This is a genomic window from Actinotalea solisilvae (assembly GCF_016464425.1).
GTDB lineage: Bacteria > Actinomycetota > Actinomycetes > Actinomycetales > Cellulomonadaceae > Actinotalea > Actinotalea solisilvae.
In genome coordinates this window covers 68,998-85,441 of sequence record NZ_JADDKQ010000023.1, presented here as the reverse complement: position 1 = coordinate 85,441, position 16,444 = coordinate 68,998, and the positions used below count along the sequence as shown (strand labels likewise).

Genomic DNA, 16,444 nt, shown 5'->3' with positions numbered 1-16,444 from the left:
GGCCGGCGCCGCGCGCCCGCCCCCCCCCCCCCCCCCCGCCGAGGTCGCTGGTCCGCGCCGAGGTCGCTGGTCTGAACCAGCGACCTCGGGCGGAACCAGCGACCTCGGCGTGACGGTGCGCGTCAGCGCGTCACGGGACGGTGCAGGGGGCGCCGTTCAGGGTGATCTGGAGCGGGGGCAGGCCCTGGGCCGGGTCGCCGCGGCCGAGGAAGCCGAACGTCGTGCGGCGGTTCGGCTTGATCACCGTGTTCCACGACTCGCTCGTCGCCGTGACGCGCTGCCCCACCTGCGTGGCGTCGGCGCCCCAGATCTCGCGGATCGTCTGGTCGCCGCCGAAGGTCCACTCGAGGTCCCAGCCGTCGATCCGCGTCGTCCCGGTGTTCTTGACCCACACCTGGGCGATGAACCCGCCCGGCCACGACCCGTGGACGGTGTACGAGACCTCGCACGTCGGCGCCGCGATCGGCGGGACCGCGAGCGCGATGAGCTCACGCGCCTGCTCGGGGAACCAGCCGCCCGCGGGCGGGTCGACCATGCCCCGGACGGGGTCGAGCGGTCCGCCGAGCCCGCGGAAGCACTGGCCGTCGGACTCGCCGGGCACCTTGATCCACACGAACGCGTCGACGTAGGGGTCGCCCGTGTCCGTGGTCGGGCGCAGGCCGAGGCCGCGGTCCGGCGGGTTGCACCAGTCCTCGGGGTCCGGGTAGACGCCGGCGGGCGGCGTCCACGGGCCCTGGCCGTTGCGGCTCGTGTCGATGACGGCGTGCTTCATGGTCGCCGGGTCGGGCGTGCGCCCGGTGTCCGCGTAGGCCTGGGCGTAGGCGTCGTCGGTCAGGCCCCAGGTGGAGAAGTCCGACGGGGTGGCCGGGTAGTACTGGCTCGCGCACCACGCGGGCTCCCACCAGGTGCTCACCGACAGGTCGATGCACTGCGCGACCCACGCCGCGTACTTCTGCAGCCTCGGCGTCTCCTGGTAGTTCGACGCGTTGAGGAAGAACCCGTCCGCGCGCTCGACGCCGGCCTGGATCAGGCGGTCGGTGATGTCGCCGACGCCCAGCCAGCCCGTGTGGGTGCCGTCGAGGTAGACGGCGGTGCGCGGGAGGACCGTGAGGACGTCGACCGCGTGGTTGAGCATCACGAAGCGGTCGGCGGCGGCGGTGGCCGGGTCGGCCTCGGCCGGGCGGCACCACTCGGGCTCGCTCGCGCCCGCGGGCGTGTAGTGCGGGATGATCCCGAGCCCGTCGGGCTCGAGCACGACGACGGCCGCGCCGTCGCCGATGCCCGCGGCGAGCGCGTCCACCCAGGCGGTGTACTCCGCGACGCTCGTCGCGCCGCCCGCCGAGTACTGCGCGCAGTCGCGGAACGGCAGGTTGTACGCGACGAGCGTGGGCACCTCGCCCTGGAGGGCCGCGTCGCCGACGAGGTCCGCGGCCGCGGCCTGCACCTCGGCCGGCGTGCCCGCGGTCAGCCACGTCGCCGTCGGCACGCTCGCGAGCAGGAGCGCGTCGGCGCGCGCCTGCCCCGTGAGTCCGGCCGCGGCCTCGACCGTGCTGCTGTGCGGGTCGACGTAGAGCTCGGTCCCGGGCGCGACGACGTCGTTCGCGGCCTGGGCGGGTCCGGCGACGGCGAGGGCGAGGGCACCCGCCGCGACGCCCGCGAGCACGGCGGCGCGTCTGCGCCGTCGACGGCCGGGCGGGAGGCCCGCGACAGCGGACGGGGTGGTGCGGCGGCGTGGTGCAGTCATCGTCGACTCCTTCGTGCCCCGCGTGGGGGCCTCGAACCCGCTCCGGACGGCGCGCGTCCGGGCACCCCGGCCGAGGGTGAGCGGGCGATGGGAGCGCTCCGATGCGCGTGCCGGTGTCCACTCTGTCCCGATCGGGTTGACCGGTCAAGAGATCCCGTGCCGCGGGACACGCGGGCCCCGCGCGCGACGGGCACCCCCGGCCGGAGCCGGTGGTGCCCGTCGCGGACCGCCGTCCTCAGACCTCCGTCACCGCGCGTCGACCAGGGTGAGGCTCGCCTCCGGCCGCACCCCGGCGAGCAGCGTCACCACGCTGCCCGAGGCGACGTCGTACCGGCCCACGCTCATGGGGCTCTCGCCCTGGCTCACCTGCAGCACGAGCGCGCCGCCCGGGACGGCCGCCGAGACCACGACGACCCGCTGCGACCACGGCACCGCCTGCCGCGTGCCGTCGGGGAGCACCTCGGTGGCCGCACCGCCGGTGTGGTCCGCCACGACGACGCCGCGATCGGTGCCGAACGTCGACCACGGGTCACCGGGGAGCCCGGACGCGAGGGTGGTGAGCCCACCCTCGCCGCTCAGCCACAGGTCCGCCGTCCCCAGTGCGGTCGAGCACCCCAGGACGACGTCGTCGCCCACGAACCACGCGTGCTGGCAGCCGCCCGTGCCGTAGGCGGGCATCGGGACGCTGTGCAGCGCGGTGAGGTCGCGGGTGTCCAGGACCTGGACCCCGGACGTCGACCCCACCAGGAGGCGCGTCCCCGTGGCGTCGAGGACCCCGTCGTTGAACCCGGGGAGCTGCGTGTAGGCAGGCAGGGCCGCGACGAGCTCGCCCTGGCTCGTCCGACGCTCCACGGTCACGGTCGTGACCAGCTCGGCGGTGTTGTCGGTCGCGTACCGGGTCACGAGCACGTCCGTCGTGCCGTCCCTCACGAACCGCGGACCCGGCTGGTCGTCCCCGGTCTCGAGCACGCCGTCGACCTCGCCGGTGAGGAGGTCGACCACGGCGTGCTCCGTCGCGCCGCCGGTCCCGTCCTGGGCGACGACTGCGAGCGACGTGCCGGGCAGCCAGTCGACCAGCGACGTCCCGCCCCCGCGCTCCGGGCTCCTGCGCAGCGGCACCTCGGTGGGCACCTCGTAGACCACGCCCTCGGGGCTGACCAGGTAGAGCACGACCGGGCCCACCTCCGCCCCGGCGCCGTAGGTCACCAGCGCCCAGCCCGGGCTCGTCGCCCCCAGGAGGCCGTCGGGCAGGGCCTGCGCGGGCGGGAGGTCCGGGTGGACCGTCACGCCCGTCGGGACCGGCGCCGTCGGGGTCGGCGTCGGCGCAGGCGCCGGCGTCGCGGTCGGCGTGGGGCTGGGCGCGGCCGACTCGCTCGGGGCGGGCGACGGCGTCGGCGTCGCGGGCGGAGCGGGCTCCGGCCCGGCCGCCTGGACGGCGACCGCGAGCACGACGACGGCGGCCGCGGCGCCGAGCGACGCGGCACCGGTGCGCACGAGCCGCTGCCGGGCGATGCGCGCGCCGAGCGCGCGCGCCTCGAGCGCGGGGTCCGGTGCGGTGGCCGCCGAGGCGGCGCCCTCCTCGTGCGCGAAGTCGCGCAGGAGGTCGTGCAGGTCACGGCTGGTCACGATGCCCTCCCGGGGATGATCGTCAGGGTGGCGGCGGCGCCGCCGATCTCGTCGTCCGCGATCTCGACGGCCAGGCTCACGCGGAGCTTGGCGGCGCCGTCGTGCAGGTAGCGCTTGACGGCGCCCTCGCCGACACCGAGGTGCGCGGCGATGTCGGCAACCGTGAGGTCGTCGAAGAAGCGCAGGACGACGCACGCCCGCTCCCGCGGGCTCAGCGTCGCGAGCGCGGCGCGCACGTCCACCGAGGCGCCGGCGGCGCTCTCGGGTCCCCGCGCCGCGGCGTCGTCGGAGAAGAGGTGACGCCTGGAGCGCCAGGTCGTGTCCTTGCGCGCCTGGTCGAGGAACGCGGTGCGGATCGCCTGCCGCGCGTAGCCCTCCGCCTGGTGCACGTCGCCGAACGTCCGTCGCCGTGCGAACGTGCGCACGAGCGCCTCCTGCACCAGGTCCTCCGCCGCCGACCGGTCCCGGACGAACAGGCACGCGTACCCCACCAGGGCTGGGCGCCGTTCCCGGATCACCGCCTCCAGCACCGCTCGCCACTCGCTCACGCACGTCCCTCTCGTCCGTCGCGCCGGTCGTCGCCGACACCCGACCACACAACGCGCGCCGACACCCGGACGTTGGGGGTGAATCCGCGGGTCCCGGCACCTAGGCTCGGGCCGTGAGCGAACCGGCGACGCGGACGACCTACCTGCTCGTCGACGGCGAGAACATCGACGCCACGCTCGGCGGCTCGATCCTCGGCGCCCGCCCGTCGCCCGAGGAGCGCCCGCGCTGGGAGCGCGTGCTGGAGTTCGCCCGCACGGTCTGGGACGGCGACGACGTCAAGGGCCTGTTCTTCCTCAACGCGTCCAACGGCACGATGCCGATGTCGTTCGTCCAGGCGCTCGTCGCCATCGGCTTCCAGCCGATCCCCCTCGCGGGCGAGGCGCACGAGAAGGTCGTCGACATCGGCATCCAGCGCACGCTCGACGCGCTCGCCGACCGCGGCGGGGACGTGCTCCTCGCGAGCCACGACGGCGACTTCGCGCCCCAGCTCGCCGCCCTCCTCGGCCCGGGCCGCAACGTCGGGATGCTCGCCTTCAAGGAGTTCACGAGCACGGCGCTCCAGCAGCTCACCGACGGCGGGCTCGAGGTGTTCGACCTCGAGTCCGACGTGCGCGCGTTCAACGTGCGCCTGCCGCGCCTGCGGATCATCCCGCTCACCGAGTTCGACCCGACGCGCTACCTCTGAGGCCCCAAGAGCGAGGCCGACGCCGGCGTCTCGGGCCGCGACCCGCGCGGGGGTCGCAGGACGGCCCTCGGCTGGCCACGCCTCGGGACGAACCGTTGCGATCCCGTGGGGCCCACCTGACCCGCGGCAGGCCCCACCACGGATTTCGTCGTCCCTGGTGCGCGAGGGTCATGGCCGGTCTATGGTCTCTTCAAGCCTCCAGGTCACCGCGAGAGCGGCGACCCGGCCCCAGCGGGGTCGATGATGCGCGCCACACCTTGTGCGGGTGAGACGCGGTCGCACGCCCCCGTCCACCTCGGTGGGCGGGGGCGCACTTCTGCCCGCCGCGCGAGATCTCGCGCCCCGCCCACGCACCGCGCGCGGACCATCGCGCCCTCCGCCACGATGTGGCCATGGCCTCCCCCCACCGCGTCGACGACGACCTGCGCACCCCCGGCCCGGACGGGCGGCGCGAGACGCCGATCGAGAAGCTCGACCGCAACTGGAACGAGATCCTCCAGGAGCTGCGCGTCACGCAGACCGGCATCCAGATCCTCACCGGCTTCCTGCTCACCGTGCCGTTCCAGCAGCGCTTCACGGAGCTGACGTCGACCCAGAAGCTCCTCTACCTCGTGCTCGTGGTCCTCGCCGCGGTGACGACGGGCCTCATGGTCGCGCCGGTGAGCCTCCACCGCTGGCTCTTCCGGCGCCGCGCGAAGTCGTCGCTCGTACGCAGCGCCGACCTGTTCATGCGCGTCGGGCTCGTCACGCTGTCCCTCGTCGTCGCGGGCGTCGTGCTCCTCGTGGTCGACGTCGTCGTCAGCCACGTCGCGGCGTTCGCCGTGGCGGGCGGCCTGCTGCTGTTCCTGGTCCTGGCGTGGTTCGCCCTCCCCGCCGTGCTGGTCCGGCGGCACGCGCGCAAGCCCGACGAGCTCGAGGACGGCACCGCGGCGCCCTGACGGGGTCGGCCTCTCGCCGACGTCAGGGGACCTGCGCCGCCGAGAGCTGGTGACGGCCGCTGCGCTGGCGCGGCACGACGGGGAAGTGGTCGTCGAGCTCGTTGCGGAACGCGGGCGCCGGCCGGCCGAGCAGGTAGCCCTGCACCATCCCGCACCCCGCCTCGCGCAGCGCCGCGAGCTGCGCCTCCTCCTCGACGCCCTCGGCGACGACCTCGATCCCGAGCTCGTGGGCGAGTCCCAGGACCGCGCGCACGACGGCGAGCGAGGCGGGGTCCGTGTGCAGCCGCGCGACGAAGCTGCGGTCGATCTTGATCTGGTCCACGGGCAGCGAGTGCAGCCACGCGAGCGTGGAGTAGCCCGTGCCGAAGTCGTCGAGCGCCATGCGCACGCCGAGCTCCCGCAGCCGCCGCATCGCGTCCACGACGCCGGGCAGGTCCCGCAGCGCGCTGCTCTCGACGACCTCGAGGTGCAGGCGCGACGGCTCGATCCCGTGCGCCGTGAGCGCGGCGTGCACCGCGGGCACGAGGCGCGGGTCGACGAGCGTGCGCGAGGAGAGGTTGACCGCGACGCGCAGCGTCCCGCCCGCGCGGGACTCGTCGGCGAGCGCGGCGCACGCGGCGTCCACCGCCCACAGGTCGAGCTCGGTGATGAGGCCGGTCTCCTCCGCGAGCGGGAGGAAGGACGCCGGCGCGAGGAGGCCGAGCCGCGGGTGCGCCCAGCGCAGGAGCGCCTCGGCGCCGCGCACGGCGCACCCGGTCGCCTCGACGCCCACGAGGGGCTGGAAGAACAGGCGCAGCTGGTCCGCACCCACGGCCTCGGCGAGCTCGGCCTCGAGCGACGGCACCACCGGCCCGCGCTCGAGGTCGTCCGCGACGACGACCTGGTTGCGCCCGCGCTGCTTGGCGCCGTACATCGCCTGGTCGGCCGCCGCGAGCATGCGGTCGCCCTGGCCGTCGGGACCCACGTGCGCGCAGACGCCGACGCTCGTCGTGACGCGCACGTCACGACCCTCGAGGCGGAAGGGCTGCTCGAGCGCGGAGACGATGCGCTGAGCGACGATGAGCGCCTCCTCCTGCGTCCCCACGAGCGCGACCGCGAACTCGTCCCCGCTGAGCCGCGCGACGACGTCGCCGCCGCGCACCTGGGTGCGGATGCGCTGGGCGACCTGGCGCAGCAGCTCGTCGCCCGCGGCGTGGCCCAGCTCGTCGTTGACGCGCTTGAAGCTGTCGAGGTCGCAGAACAGGACGCACGTGCCGACGCCCGCGCCCGCACGGCGCAGGGTGGCGTCGAGCGACCGCGCGAACAGCACGCGGTTGGGCAGCGTGGTGAGCGCGTCGTGGAGCGACTGGTGCCGCACCGTCGCGAGCAGGCGCGTGTTCTGCAGCGCGGTCGCGGCCTGGTCGGTCGCGCCGAGGACCCGCACGCGCGCCTCGTCGAGCTCGACCGAGCGCGCGTCGCCGTCCCACCCGACGAGCACGATGCCCATGAGCGCCTCCCCCGCCAGCAGGGGCGCCGCGAGCATCGCGGTGAGCCCCATGCGCGTCATGAGGTCGGCCAGCACGGGGCTCGCGGCGCCCGACGTCAGCAGGACGGGCTCGCGCCGCTGCGCGAGCGGCGCGAGCTCGGGCAGCGCCGCGAACCGCAGGCGGACGCCCGTGAGCCAGCCGCGCCGGTCCTCCCCCAGGCCGCTCGTCGCGACGGGCACGAGCGCCTCGGCGCCGGGCTCGGGCAGGAGCACCGCGGCGGTCCGGCTGCCGACGATGCGCGGTAGCGCGTCCGCCGTCACCTGCGCGACGGCGGTGGCGTCCTCGGCGACGGCGAGGTCGTGCGCGAGCCGCAGGAGCGCCGTCGCGCGGTGCGCCTCGGTGCGGTTCTCGTCGACCGCCGCGAGGAGGTCGAGCGCGGCCGCGGCGTGCTGTGCGCACGCCTCGACGAGGAAGTGGCCCTGCGCCGCGGCGTCGGCGCCCGGGTAGAACGCGACGAGGCGGCCGTGCGCACGGCGCGTCGAGACGACGTCGGCCACGACGGCGCCGACGCCGAGGTCCTCGCCGCGGCGCACGCGGACGGCGAGCTGCGCCGCCTCCGGCCGCTGGAGGCCGTGCGCGCGCCACAGCGGCGTCCCGTCGGGCGCGTCGACGACGAGCAGGGCCGCCGACGTCAGCCCGGCCGACGCGGCGCGGTCGACCACACGCTGGAGCACGGTCTCGACGTCGTCGCTCCCGACGAGGTCGGACGCCGCCTGCCGCAGCTCCTCGAGCTGCGCGCGCAGCGCCGCGTTCTCCGCCTCCAGCTCGCGCTCGCGACGCCCGCGGGGCAGCAGGGAGCGGCGGCCGCCGTCGGGCAGCGCCTCGCCGGCGTCGGCGCGGGGCGACGGCACCCGGCCCGCTGTGGTGCCCGCGTCGCGGGTCTGTGCAGGTCCCATGTCACCCGCCCCATCGGCCGGACACGGCCGACCTCAAGGATCCCGGGCCGGTGATCTTCACCCGCTGGGCCGGACGGGCGAACGCGAGCGCACCCGGACCCGGGCAGGCGCCCGGCACGTCAGCGGCCGGCGGAGCCGAGGCCGTCGGCGACCCGCAGCTCGAGCGCGGGCCCGGGGCGGCCGAGCAGGTATCCCTGGGCCATCGAGCACCCGAGGTCCTGCAGCATCGCCAGCTGCCCCTGCTCCTCGACGCCCTCGGCGATGACCTCGATGTCGAGCTCGCGCGCGAGGGCCATGACGCCGCGCACGACGGCGGCCGACGCGACGTCGGTCGTGAGCCGCTTGACGAAGCTGCGGTCGATCTTGATCTGGTCGATCGGGAGCGACTGGAGCCAGGTGAGGGTCGAGTAGCCCGTGCCGAAGTCGTCGAGCGAGATGCGCACGCCGAGCCGACGCAGCTCGACGAGCCGCTCGACGACGCCGGGCAGGTCCGCGAGCGCCCGGCTCTCGACGAGCTCGAGGTGCAGCTGGTCGCCGCTCACGCCGTTCTCGGCGAGCGCGGTGCGCACGGTCGGGACGAGGTCGGGGTCGAGGAGGGTGCGGCTCGCGAGGTTGACGGCGACGCGCAGCGGCACCGTGCCCACGGCCTGCGGCCAGCTCGCGAGCGCCGCGCACGCGGCACGCACCGCCCACAGGTCGAGGCGCGACACGAGCCCCGACTCCTCGGCGAGGGGCAGGAACGCGGCCGGTCCGAGCAGGCCGAGGCGCGGGTGCGCCCAGCGCAGCAGCGCCTCGGCGCCGACGACGTCGAGCCCGCTCGAGCCGACGTCGAGCACGGGCTGGTAGTACAGGCGGAGCTGACCGCTCTCGACGGCGCCCGCGAGCTCGGCCTCGAGCGAGGGCACGACGCGCGCCCCGGGCACGGCGCCCGCGACGGCGACCTGGTTGCGCCCGCGCTCCTTGGCCTCGTACATCGCGGCGTCGGCGGCGGCGACGAGGCGCTCGCCGCGCCCGTCGGCCCCCACGTGGACCGCGACGCCCACGCTCACGGTGATCCGGACCTCGCGGCCCTCGATGCGGAAGGGCTGGTCGAGCGCGTCGACGATCCGGCGCGCGACGGCCACCGCCGTCTGCTCGTCCGCGTCGGCGAGGCGCACCGCGAACTCGTCCCCGCTGAGCCGGCCGACGACGTCGGCGGGGCGCAGCTCGCCCCGCAGGCGCGCGGCGACCTGGCGCAGCAGCTCGTCGCCCGCGGCGTGCCCGAGCTGGTCGTTGACGGTCTTGAAGCGGTCGACGTCGCAGAAGAGCACAGCGGTCGGGTGTCCCGGGGCGACGCGCCGGAGCCCGTCCTCGAGCTCGCTGGTGAACAGGACGCGGTTGGGCAGGCCGGTGAGCGCGTCGTGCAGGGCCTGGTGGCGCACGGTCTCGAGGAGCCGCGCGTTCTGCAGCGCGGTGGCGGCGTGGTCGGCGACGCCCGTGCACCGGTGCAGCACGTCCTCGGCGGAGGGCTGGGCCGAGCGGCCCCGCCAGCTCGCCGTGACGATCCCGAGCAGCGCCCCGTCGCCGACGAGCGGCACGACGACGAGCGAGCGCGCACCCACGGCCCCGAGCAGCGCGGACAGGGGACGGCTCACCCGGTCGGCGTCGAGCAGCAGCGGCCTCCGGCGCGTGATGAGGTCGACGACCTCGGGGATCGAGTCGGCGCTGATCTCGGCGCCGCGCAGCAGCTCGGCCTGCTCCGGGGTCATCCCCGCGGTCGCGACGGTGCGCAGCGCGCCGCGCGCCGGGTCCCAGAGCATGAGGGACGCGCCGTCGCTGCCGACGATCGCGGGGACCGCCTCCGCGACGACGGTCGCGACCGCCTGGGCGTCCGGCGCTGTCGCCAGGCCGTGCGCGAGCGCGAGGAGCTCATGCGCCCGGCCGGCCTCCCGGCGGCTGTCCTCGAGCGCGTCGAGCAGGTCGAGGCCCGCGGCGGCGTGCCGCGCGTACGCCTGGAGCAGCGGGCGGTCGTGCTCGTCCCGCGGGCAGCGCCCGGCAGCCGTGCCGAGCACCGCGATCCAGCCGTGGTGCCGGCGCGCGGAGGCGATCTCGACGACGACGGCACCGGCCTCGGGCTCCTCGCCGGCCAGCAGCGCGTCCGCGAGGGCGGCGACCCGCACGGCGGCCAGGCCGCGCGCGTGCACGACCGGCGGCCGCCCGTCGCGAGCGTCGGCGACGACGACGCACGCCGTCGAGAGCACCGCGGCCGCGGCGCGGTCGCGCAGGCGCGCGAGGACGGTGTCGGCGTCGTCGGCGCCGACGAGGTCCGCAGCCGCGTCCTGGAGGTCGGTGAGCTGCGCGCGCAGCGCGGCGACCTCGCCACCCGGCGTCCCCCCGCCGGCCGTGCCCGGCGTGCCGGGCGCGCCGGACGCGAGGGGCGCGCGGTGCGGCGGCGGGCCGGCGGCCTCGGGGGTGGGGTGTGCGTCACTCATCTCGGGACCCCCATCGGCAGGGCCTGCCCGGACGTGACAGGTTCGCGCGGGCCCGATCCTCCCGGCCGTTGGTCCCTCGGTCGGGACGCCGGGAGCGCCTAGCGTGGGCGCAGCGCCGGCACCTGGGCCGCCGGCCGAGGAGCACTCCATGGCAGACATCGACCTGCCCGTGCGCGGCATGACGTGCCGGGCGTGCGAGGTCCGCGTGCGCGCCGCGCTGCGGCGCGTGCCGGGCGTCGCGGAGGCGCGCGTCTCGAGCACGCGCGGCCGGGCGCGCGTGCGCACCACCGGACGGGTCCCCCGCCGCCTGCTGGTCCAGGCGGTCGCGGGAGCCGGGTACGAGGTCGGCGAGGACACGCGCGCCTGGCTCTCGCGCGACAGCCGCGTGTGGGCGGACGTCGCCGTGGCGGCCGTGGTCCTCGTCGGCCTCGTCGCCGTCGCGCACGCGACGGGCTGGACCGACCCGGCGCGGCTCGGGGGCACGCTCGGGACGGGCGGCCTGCTCCTCGTCGTCGGGCTGGGCGTGACCGCGGGCTTCTCCACGTGCATGGCACTCGTGGGCGGGATCGTGCTGGGCGTCGCCGCGCGCGGCGCGCAGCAGCGGCCCGACGCGCCGCTCGCGCGGCGCCTGCGACCGCACCTCCTCTTCGGTGCGGGTCGGGTCGCGGGGTTCGCCGCGGGCGGCGCCCTGCTCGGGGTCCTCGGCAGCGCCGTCCGGCTGAGCGGCGGCGCGGTCGCCCTCGTGACCCTCGTCGTCTCGGCCGCGATGGTCGCGCTCGGGCTCCAGCTCACGGCCGTGTCGCCCCGGCTGACCACCCTGGTCCCGGCCCTCCCGGCGGGCCTCGCCTCGCGGCTGGGGCTCGACGGCGACGCGCCCGCGGGGCGGCGCCTCGGGCCCGACGCCCGCGCCGCCCTCCTCGGTGCCACCACGTTCCTGCTGCCGTGCGGCATCACCCAGGTCGTCCAGCTCTACGCGGTCTCGACGGCCGACCCGCTCCGCGCGGCGCTCGTCATGACCGCGTTCGCGTGCGGCACCGCGCCGGGGCTGCTCGGGCTCGCGGGTCTCACCGCGGCCGCGCGCGGCGCGCTCGCCCCGCGGGTGCTGCGCGTCGCCGGCGTGGCGGTCCTCGCGTTCGCGGCGGTCAACGTCGCCGGCGCGGTCACCGTCCTCGCGCCCGGCCTCGTCGCGCCCGCGGCCGCGACGGCGGGGGCGGCGTCCGCGCCGCTCGCGCCGCTCGAGGACGGCGTCCAGGTCGTGCGCACCGTCCAGGACGGCGCGGGCTACGCGCCCGCGGTGGCCACGGTCCGCGTCGGGGTCCCGGTCCGGTGGGAGGTGGACTCCGTCACCCCCGGATGCGCGAGCGCGCTCTACGCGCCCGACCTGGGGCTGTCGACGGTCCTCCTCGAGCCGGGGGTCAACGTCTTCGAGTTCACGCCGCAGGAGACGGGCCGGCTGCACTACTCGTGCGCGATGGGCATGTACCGAGGGGTCGTCGACGTCGTCGCGGCGCCCGCCGGCGTGAGCGGGGGCCCGGAGGCATGAGCACCCGCGCGGGCGCCGCACGCCGGCGCCGTGAGGCGCCCAGGACCACCTGGCGCGATGATGGGGAAAAGTCGCGTCATGGTCGAAGGTGACCGTGCTCTCACCCTGTGTCCTGACATGTCCGAGCCCAGGCGGTCCGCGGAGGCCACGATGAGCGAGCAGCGGGAACCCCGCACGGCCGCGAGCCCGTCGGCGCCCCTCCCGGGCGTGCTCAGCCTCCCCGCCGAGGCCGCCTCCGTCCCCCGGGCGCGGAGGTTCGTGCAGGACGTGCTGGCCGGGCACGACGCCGACCTGGTCGACCGGGCCGAGGCGTGCATCTCCGAGCTCGTCACGAACGCGGTGCTGCACGCGCGCACCGAGGTGCAGGTCCACGTCGAGGACCTCGGCGAGGCGGTGCGGCTCGAGGTCCGCGACCGCTCGACGTCGATCCCGCGACGTCTCGTCCACACCGTGCGGTCCGCGACCGGGCGCGGGATGGAGATGGTCGGCCTGCTCGCGCGCGCGTGGGGCGTCGACCTCCTCGAGGGCGACGCGAAGTCGGTGTGGTGCGAGCTCGACGCCGCGCACGACGTGAGCGGCCAGGTCGAGCACGACGCGGAGGCGCTGCTCGCCGCCTGGCCGGACGACGACGAGCTCCTCGTCGGCCCGTGGACCGGCGAGTCGACGCCCGTGCTGCCGACCCCGCGCGTGCCGTCGCCGCTCGAGCAGGTCGCGCCGGCCGACGGCGCCGTCGCCATCGTCCTGGTCGACTACCCCGTGCGGCTCGGGATCCGGGCGCGCGAGCACACGGCCGGCGTGCTGCGCGAGTGCGCGCTGCTCAGCCAGGCGACGGCCCCGACGATCGCGCCGGCCCGGCTCGTCACGCTGGCCGAGCGCTTGACCACGTCCTACAGCAGCGAGCTCGGCGTCATCGACCAGCAGCGCACCGACGCGCTGCTGCGCGGCGACGACACCGTCGACCTCGCCTTCCCCGCCGTCGCGAGCAGCCGCGAGCTCGTCCTCGCCTGGCAGGCCGCGATGGAGGCGCTCGACGAGTACGCCGCGGGGGCCGCCCTGCTGAGCCTCGCGACGCCGCCGCGGCTCGTGGAGTTCCGCGACTGGATGGTCGAGGAGATGCTCCGCCAGACCGAGGGTCAGCCGCCCCGGCCGTGGACGGGCGAGCTGGACTGACCACCGGACCGACCACGGCGGGCCGACGGCCCGCCCGTCGACGCCCCGTGGGTACTCGACGGGCGTCGACCGTCGCCCTCAGCGCCGCCCGGTGGTCTCCGGACGGCGCTCGACGCGCTCCCAGCCGCGGCGCGACGCGCGCGCGCCCAGCCGGTCCGGGCGCGACCGGTAGACGACGTACGGCCGCCACAGGTAGCCCACGGGCGCGCTGAACACGTGGACCAGGCGCGTGAACGGCCAGAGCGCGAAGAGCAGCATCGCGCTCATGCCGTGCAGCTGGAACCCGAGCGGCGCCTCGGCCATGAGCTCGGGGTGCAGGTCGAACCGGAAGATGCCCCGGAACCACACCGAGACGCCGTCGCGGTAGTCGTAGTGACCGCCGAGGTTGAGGATCGAGCCCGCGATCGTGTTCCACATGCCCAGCGCGATGACGACGGCGAGCACCAGGTACATGGCCTTGTCCATGCGCGTCGTCGCGCTGAACACGGGGCCGACCGTACGGCGCCGGTAGATGAGCAGGGCCATGCCCACGACCGTGCACACGCCCGCGACCGCGCCCACGCTCACGGCGAGGAAGTGGTAGACCTCCTCGGTCATGCCGACGGCCTCGGTCCACGCCTTCGGCACCCCGAGGCCCATGACGTGCCCGAGGAAGACCGCGAGGATCCCGAAGTGGAACATGGGGCTCGCCCAGCGCAGCAGGCGGCTCTCGTAGAGCTGCGACGAGCGCGTCGTCCAGCCGAACCGGTCGTAGCGGTACCGCCACACGTGCCCGAGCACGAAGATCGCGAGGCACACGTAGGGCACGACGACCCAGAGCAGGGTGTCGGTGGTGGTCATGGGCGGACTCCCGGCATCGGCAGGAACTGGGGGCCGGAGGTCCCGGCGACGGAGCGGCCGGGCCCGGCCAGGGGGCCCGTCAGCGCGGGCTCGGGCGCCTGCCCGAGGTACGACGGCGGCGCGAACGGCTCGAGCCCGACCTCCTCGCCGGGCGGTCCCTCGGCGGCCAGCCGCGCGACGGCCGCGTGCTCGTCGCCGCCGAGGGGCGGGAGCGTCGCGCACACCGCGACGAGCGCCCCGGCCCACGGGGAGCCGGCCTCGAGCAGGGCGAGGCGCAGCAGCTCGAGGCCCGCACGGTGCTCGAGCAGCAGACCGATCCCCGCCTCGCGGTCCTCGTCGCGCTCGGACGACGCGAACTCCAGGACGACGCACAGGTGGTCGGGCAGCTCGTCGTCGGACGGCTCGAGGCCGGCGCGACGGTAGGCCTGCTTGATCTCGACGAGCGCCACGCCCCGCTTGCGCGTGTCCCCGTACGCGAAGTACGTGAGGAAGAGCGAGCAGCGACGGCGCAGGTCGAACGTCGCGACGTACTCGGACTGCAGGTCCCCGAGCGGCGTCGACGCGACGTGGTCGACGAGCGCGTCGAGCGGCGTGCGCAGGTGGTCGGGCAGCTCGGCCGCCGCGGCGCGCAGCAGCGGGACGCGCTCGACGAGCTCGGGGCCCGGGTACTCGAGGAGCAGCGCCGCGAGGCGGTGGACCACCGCCGTGTGCCGCCCCGTCACGCGCCGCGCGGCACGAGCCCGCGCGACGCGGTTCACGACTGCCCCCCGGGCGCGTCGGGACCGGCGCCCGGCTCGGCGTCGCGCGGCGGGAACAGGCCCTCGGGCGCGCCCTTGCCGTCCCAGTTGAGCAGGTTGACCTTGGCGCGCCGCGTCGAAGGGTCGGCGACCGTGTCGGCCGTCTGCCGCTGCTGGAGCATGTGGAAGTTCTCCACCGCGATGGGGTCGTTGCGGAACGCGCCGCCCGACCCCTCGCCGAACGGCCCGGACTCGTTCATGCCCGGCCCGCCCTCGTAGTCGAGCGCGCACTCGGTCGCGAGCTCCTCGAGGCCGTGCGCCTGCTCGGCGTGCGCGGCCGGGATGACGTAGCGCTCGTCGTACTTCGCGAGGGCGAGCAGCCGGTACATCTCCTGCAGCGCGCCCTCCTCCATGCCGACGGACGCCGGGATCTCCGGGTTGCCCGGGCGGCCCATGTTGAGGTCGCGCATGTAGGACCGCATCGCCGCGAGGCGCTGCAGCACCGCGGTCACGGGCGCGGTGTCCCCCGCGGTGAAGAGCCCCGCGAGGTACTCGACGGGGATCCGCAGGGTGTCGATCGCGGCGAAGAGGTTGCCGGCGTCCTCGCCGTCCTCGCCCGTCTCGGCGACGACGTCGACCACCGGAGACAGCGGGGGGATGTACCAGACCATGGGCAGCGTCCGGTACTCCGGGTGCAGCGGCAGCGCCACCTCGTAGCGGTGGATGAGCGACCAGATCGGCGAGCGCTGCGCGGCCTCGACCCAGTCGCGCGGGATGCCCGCACGCTCGGCCTCGCGCTGGACGACGGGGTCGTCCGGGTCGAGGAAGACGCTGCGCTGCGCGGCGAGGAGCTTCGTCTCGTCCGGCTCGCTCGCGGCCTCGAGCACGCGGTCGGCGTCGTACAGGACGAGGCCGATGTAGCGCAGCCGCCCGACGCACGTCTCGGAGCAGATGGTGGGCAGGCCGACCTCGATGCGCGGGAAGCAGAACGTGCACTTCTCGGCCTTGCCGGTGCGGTGGTTGAAGTAGACCTTCTTGTACGGGCAGCCCGTGACGCACTTGCGCCAGCCGCGGCACGCGTCCTGGTCGACGAGCACGATGCCGTCCTCGGCGCGCTTGTAGATCGCGCCCGAGGGGCACGACGCGGCGCAGGACGGGTTGAGGCAGTGCTCGCAGATGCGCGGCAGGTAGAACATGAACGTCTGCTCGAACTCGAGCTTGACCTTGTCCGACACCTTCTGGAGCACCGGGTCGGCCTGCGCGAGCGCGGGGGCGCCGCCGAGGTCGTCGTCCCAGTTGGCGCTCCACGCGACGTTCATGTTCTTGCCGGAGATGAGCGACTTCGGCCGCGCGACGGGCGTGTGCTCCTGGAGCGGGGCGTTGGTGAGGTTCTCGTAGTCGTACGTCCAGGGCTCGTAGTACTCGTCGAGCGACGGCTGCTTGGGGCTCGCGAAGACGGTGAGCAGGTTCTTGAGCCGGCCGCCCGCCTTGAGCTGGAGGCGCCCCTTGCGGTTGAGCGTCCAGCCGCCCTCCCACTTCTCCTGGTCCTCGTACGTGCGCGGGTAGCCCTGGCCGGGCCGGGTCTCGACGTTGTTGAACCAGACGTACTCGGTGCCCGTGCGGTTCGTCCACGCCTGCTTGCACGTGACGGAGCACGTGTGGCACCCGATGCACTTGTCGAGGTTCATGACCATCGCCATCTGAGCCATGACTCTCATC

12 protein-coding genes are annotated in these 16,444 nt (G+C 75.7%); 4 read left to right on the top strand and 8 right to left on the bottom strand.

Features of this window, described 5'->3' with window-relative positions:
* Positions 1-130: 130 nt before the first annotated feature.
* The 3 genes from JIG38_RS17365 to JIG38_RS17355 form a co-directional block, all read right to left on the bottom strand.
* Positions 131-1,744, bottom strand: a complete 1,614-nt coding sequence (locus tag JIG38_RS17365; RefSeq protein WP_199424984.1) for a glycoside hydrolase family 6 protein — start codon at positions 1,742-1,744, stop codon at positions 131-133.
* Between the two features lie 246 nt (positions 1,745-1,990).
* Positions 1,991-3,370, bottom strand: coding sequence for a hypothetical protein (locus JIG38_RS17360; protein ID WP_199424983.1), 1,380 nt, complete (start codon positions 3,368-3,370; stop codon positions 1,991-1,993).
* Complete coding sequence (locus tag JIG38_RS17355) at positions 3,367-3,918, bottom strand: RNA polymerase sigma factor (RefSeq protein ID WP_199424982.1); 552 nt, start codon at positions 3,916-3,918, stop codon at positions 3,367-3,369. The genes JIG38_RS17360 and JIG38_RS17355 overlap by 4 nt, the downstream gene beginning before the upstream one ends.
* A 113-nt stretch (positions 3,919-4,031) precedes the next feature.
* Here JIG38_RS17355 and JIG38_RS17350 point away from each other — a divergent pair, with 113 nt between their 5' ends.
* A complete protein-coding gene (locus JIG38_RS17350) occupies positions 4,032-4,604 on the top strand; it encodes an NYN domain-containing protein (protein ID WP_199424981.1) in 573 nt (190 codons plus the stop codon).
* Positions 4,605-4,996: 392 nt separating this feature from the next.
* Positions 4,997-5,542: a DUF6328 family protein gene (locus JIG38_RS17345; RefSeq protein ID WP_199424980.1), complete on the top strand. Its 546-nt coding sequence runs from the start codon at positions 4,997-4,999 to the stop codon at positions 5,540-5,542.
* Positions 5,543-5,564: 22 nt separating this feature from the next.
* Here the strand turns inward: JIG38_RS17345 and JIG38_RS17340 are convergent, their stop codons facing one another.
* Both JIG38_RS17340 and JIG38_RS17335 read right to left on the bottom strand, forming a co-directional pair.
* Positions 5,565-7,964 (bottom strand): EAL domain-containing protein, encoded by a 2,400-nt coding sequence (locus JIG38_RS17340; protein ID WP_199424979.1) that lies wholly within the window; start codon positions 7,962-7,964, stop codon positions 5,565-5,567.
* Between the two features lie 119 nt (positions 7,965-8,083).
* Positions 8,084-10,435 carry a putative bifunctional diguanylate cyclase/phosphodiesterase gene (locus JIG38_RS17335; RefSeq protein ID WP_199424978.1) on the bottom strand — a complete coding sequence of 784 codons (2,352 nt, stop codon included), beginning with the start codon at positions 10,433-10,435 and terminating at the stop codon, positions 8,084-8,086.
* 148 nt (positions 10,436-10,583) lie between these two features.
* Between JIG38_RS17335 and JIG38_RS17330 the strand changes: the two genes are divergently transcribed.
* Together JIG38_RS17330 and JIG38_RS17325 are read left to right on the top strand one after the other, a co-directional pair.
* The gene (locus JIG38_RS17330) at positions 10,584-11,978 is read left to right on the top strand and encodes an urease accessory protein UreH domain-containing protein (RefSeq protein WP_199424977.1); all 1,395 of its coding nucleotides are present in this window, start codon (positions 10,584-10,586) and stop codon (positions 11,976-11,978) included.
* A 150-nt stretch (positions 11,979-12,128) separates the two neighbouring features.
* Positions 12,129-13,148, top strand: a complete 1,020-nt coding sequence (locus JIG38_RS17325) for an ATP-binding protein (protein ID WP_199424976.1) — start codon at positions 12,129-12,131, stop codon at positions 13,146-13,148.
* Between the two features lie 78 nt (positions 13,149-13,226).
* Here JIG38_RS17325 and narI read toward each other — a convergent pair whose 3' ends face one another.
* Genes narI through narH form a run of 3 tightly spaced genes read right to left on the bottom strand, consistent with a single transcriptional unit; the run spans position 13,227 to position 16,443 of the window.
* On the bottom strand, positions 13,227-13,988 hold the full coding sequence (narI, locus tag JIG38_RS17320) for a respiratory nitrate reductase subunit gamma (protein ID WP_199424975.1): 762 nt from the start codon (positions 13,986-13,988) through the stop codon (positions 13,227-13,229).
* Positions 13,985-14,746, bottom strand: coding sequence for a nitrate reductase molybdenum cofactor assembly chaperone (gene narJ, locus JIG38_RS17315; RefSeq protein ID WP_307845000.1), 762 nt, complete (start codon positions 14,744-14,746; stop codon positions 13,985-13,987). Before narJ ends, narI begins: the two co-directional genes overlap by 4 nt.
* Positions 14,743-16,443, bottom strand: coding sequence for a nitrate reductase subunit beta (gene narH / locus JIG38_RS17310; protein WP_199424974.1), 1,701 nt, complete (start codon positions 16,441-16,443; stop codon positions 14,743-14,745). The genes narJ and narH overlap by 4 nt, the downstream gene beginning before the upstream one ends.
* Position 16,444 lies beyond the last annotated feature (1 nt).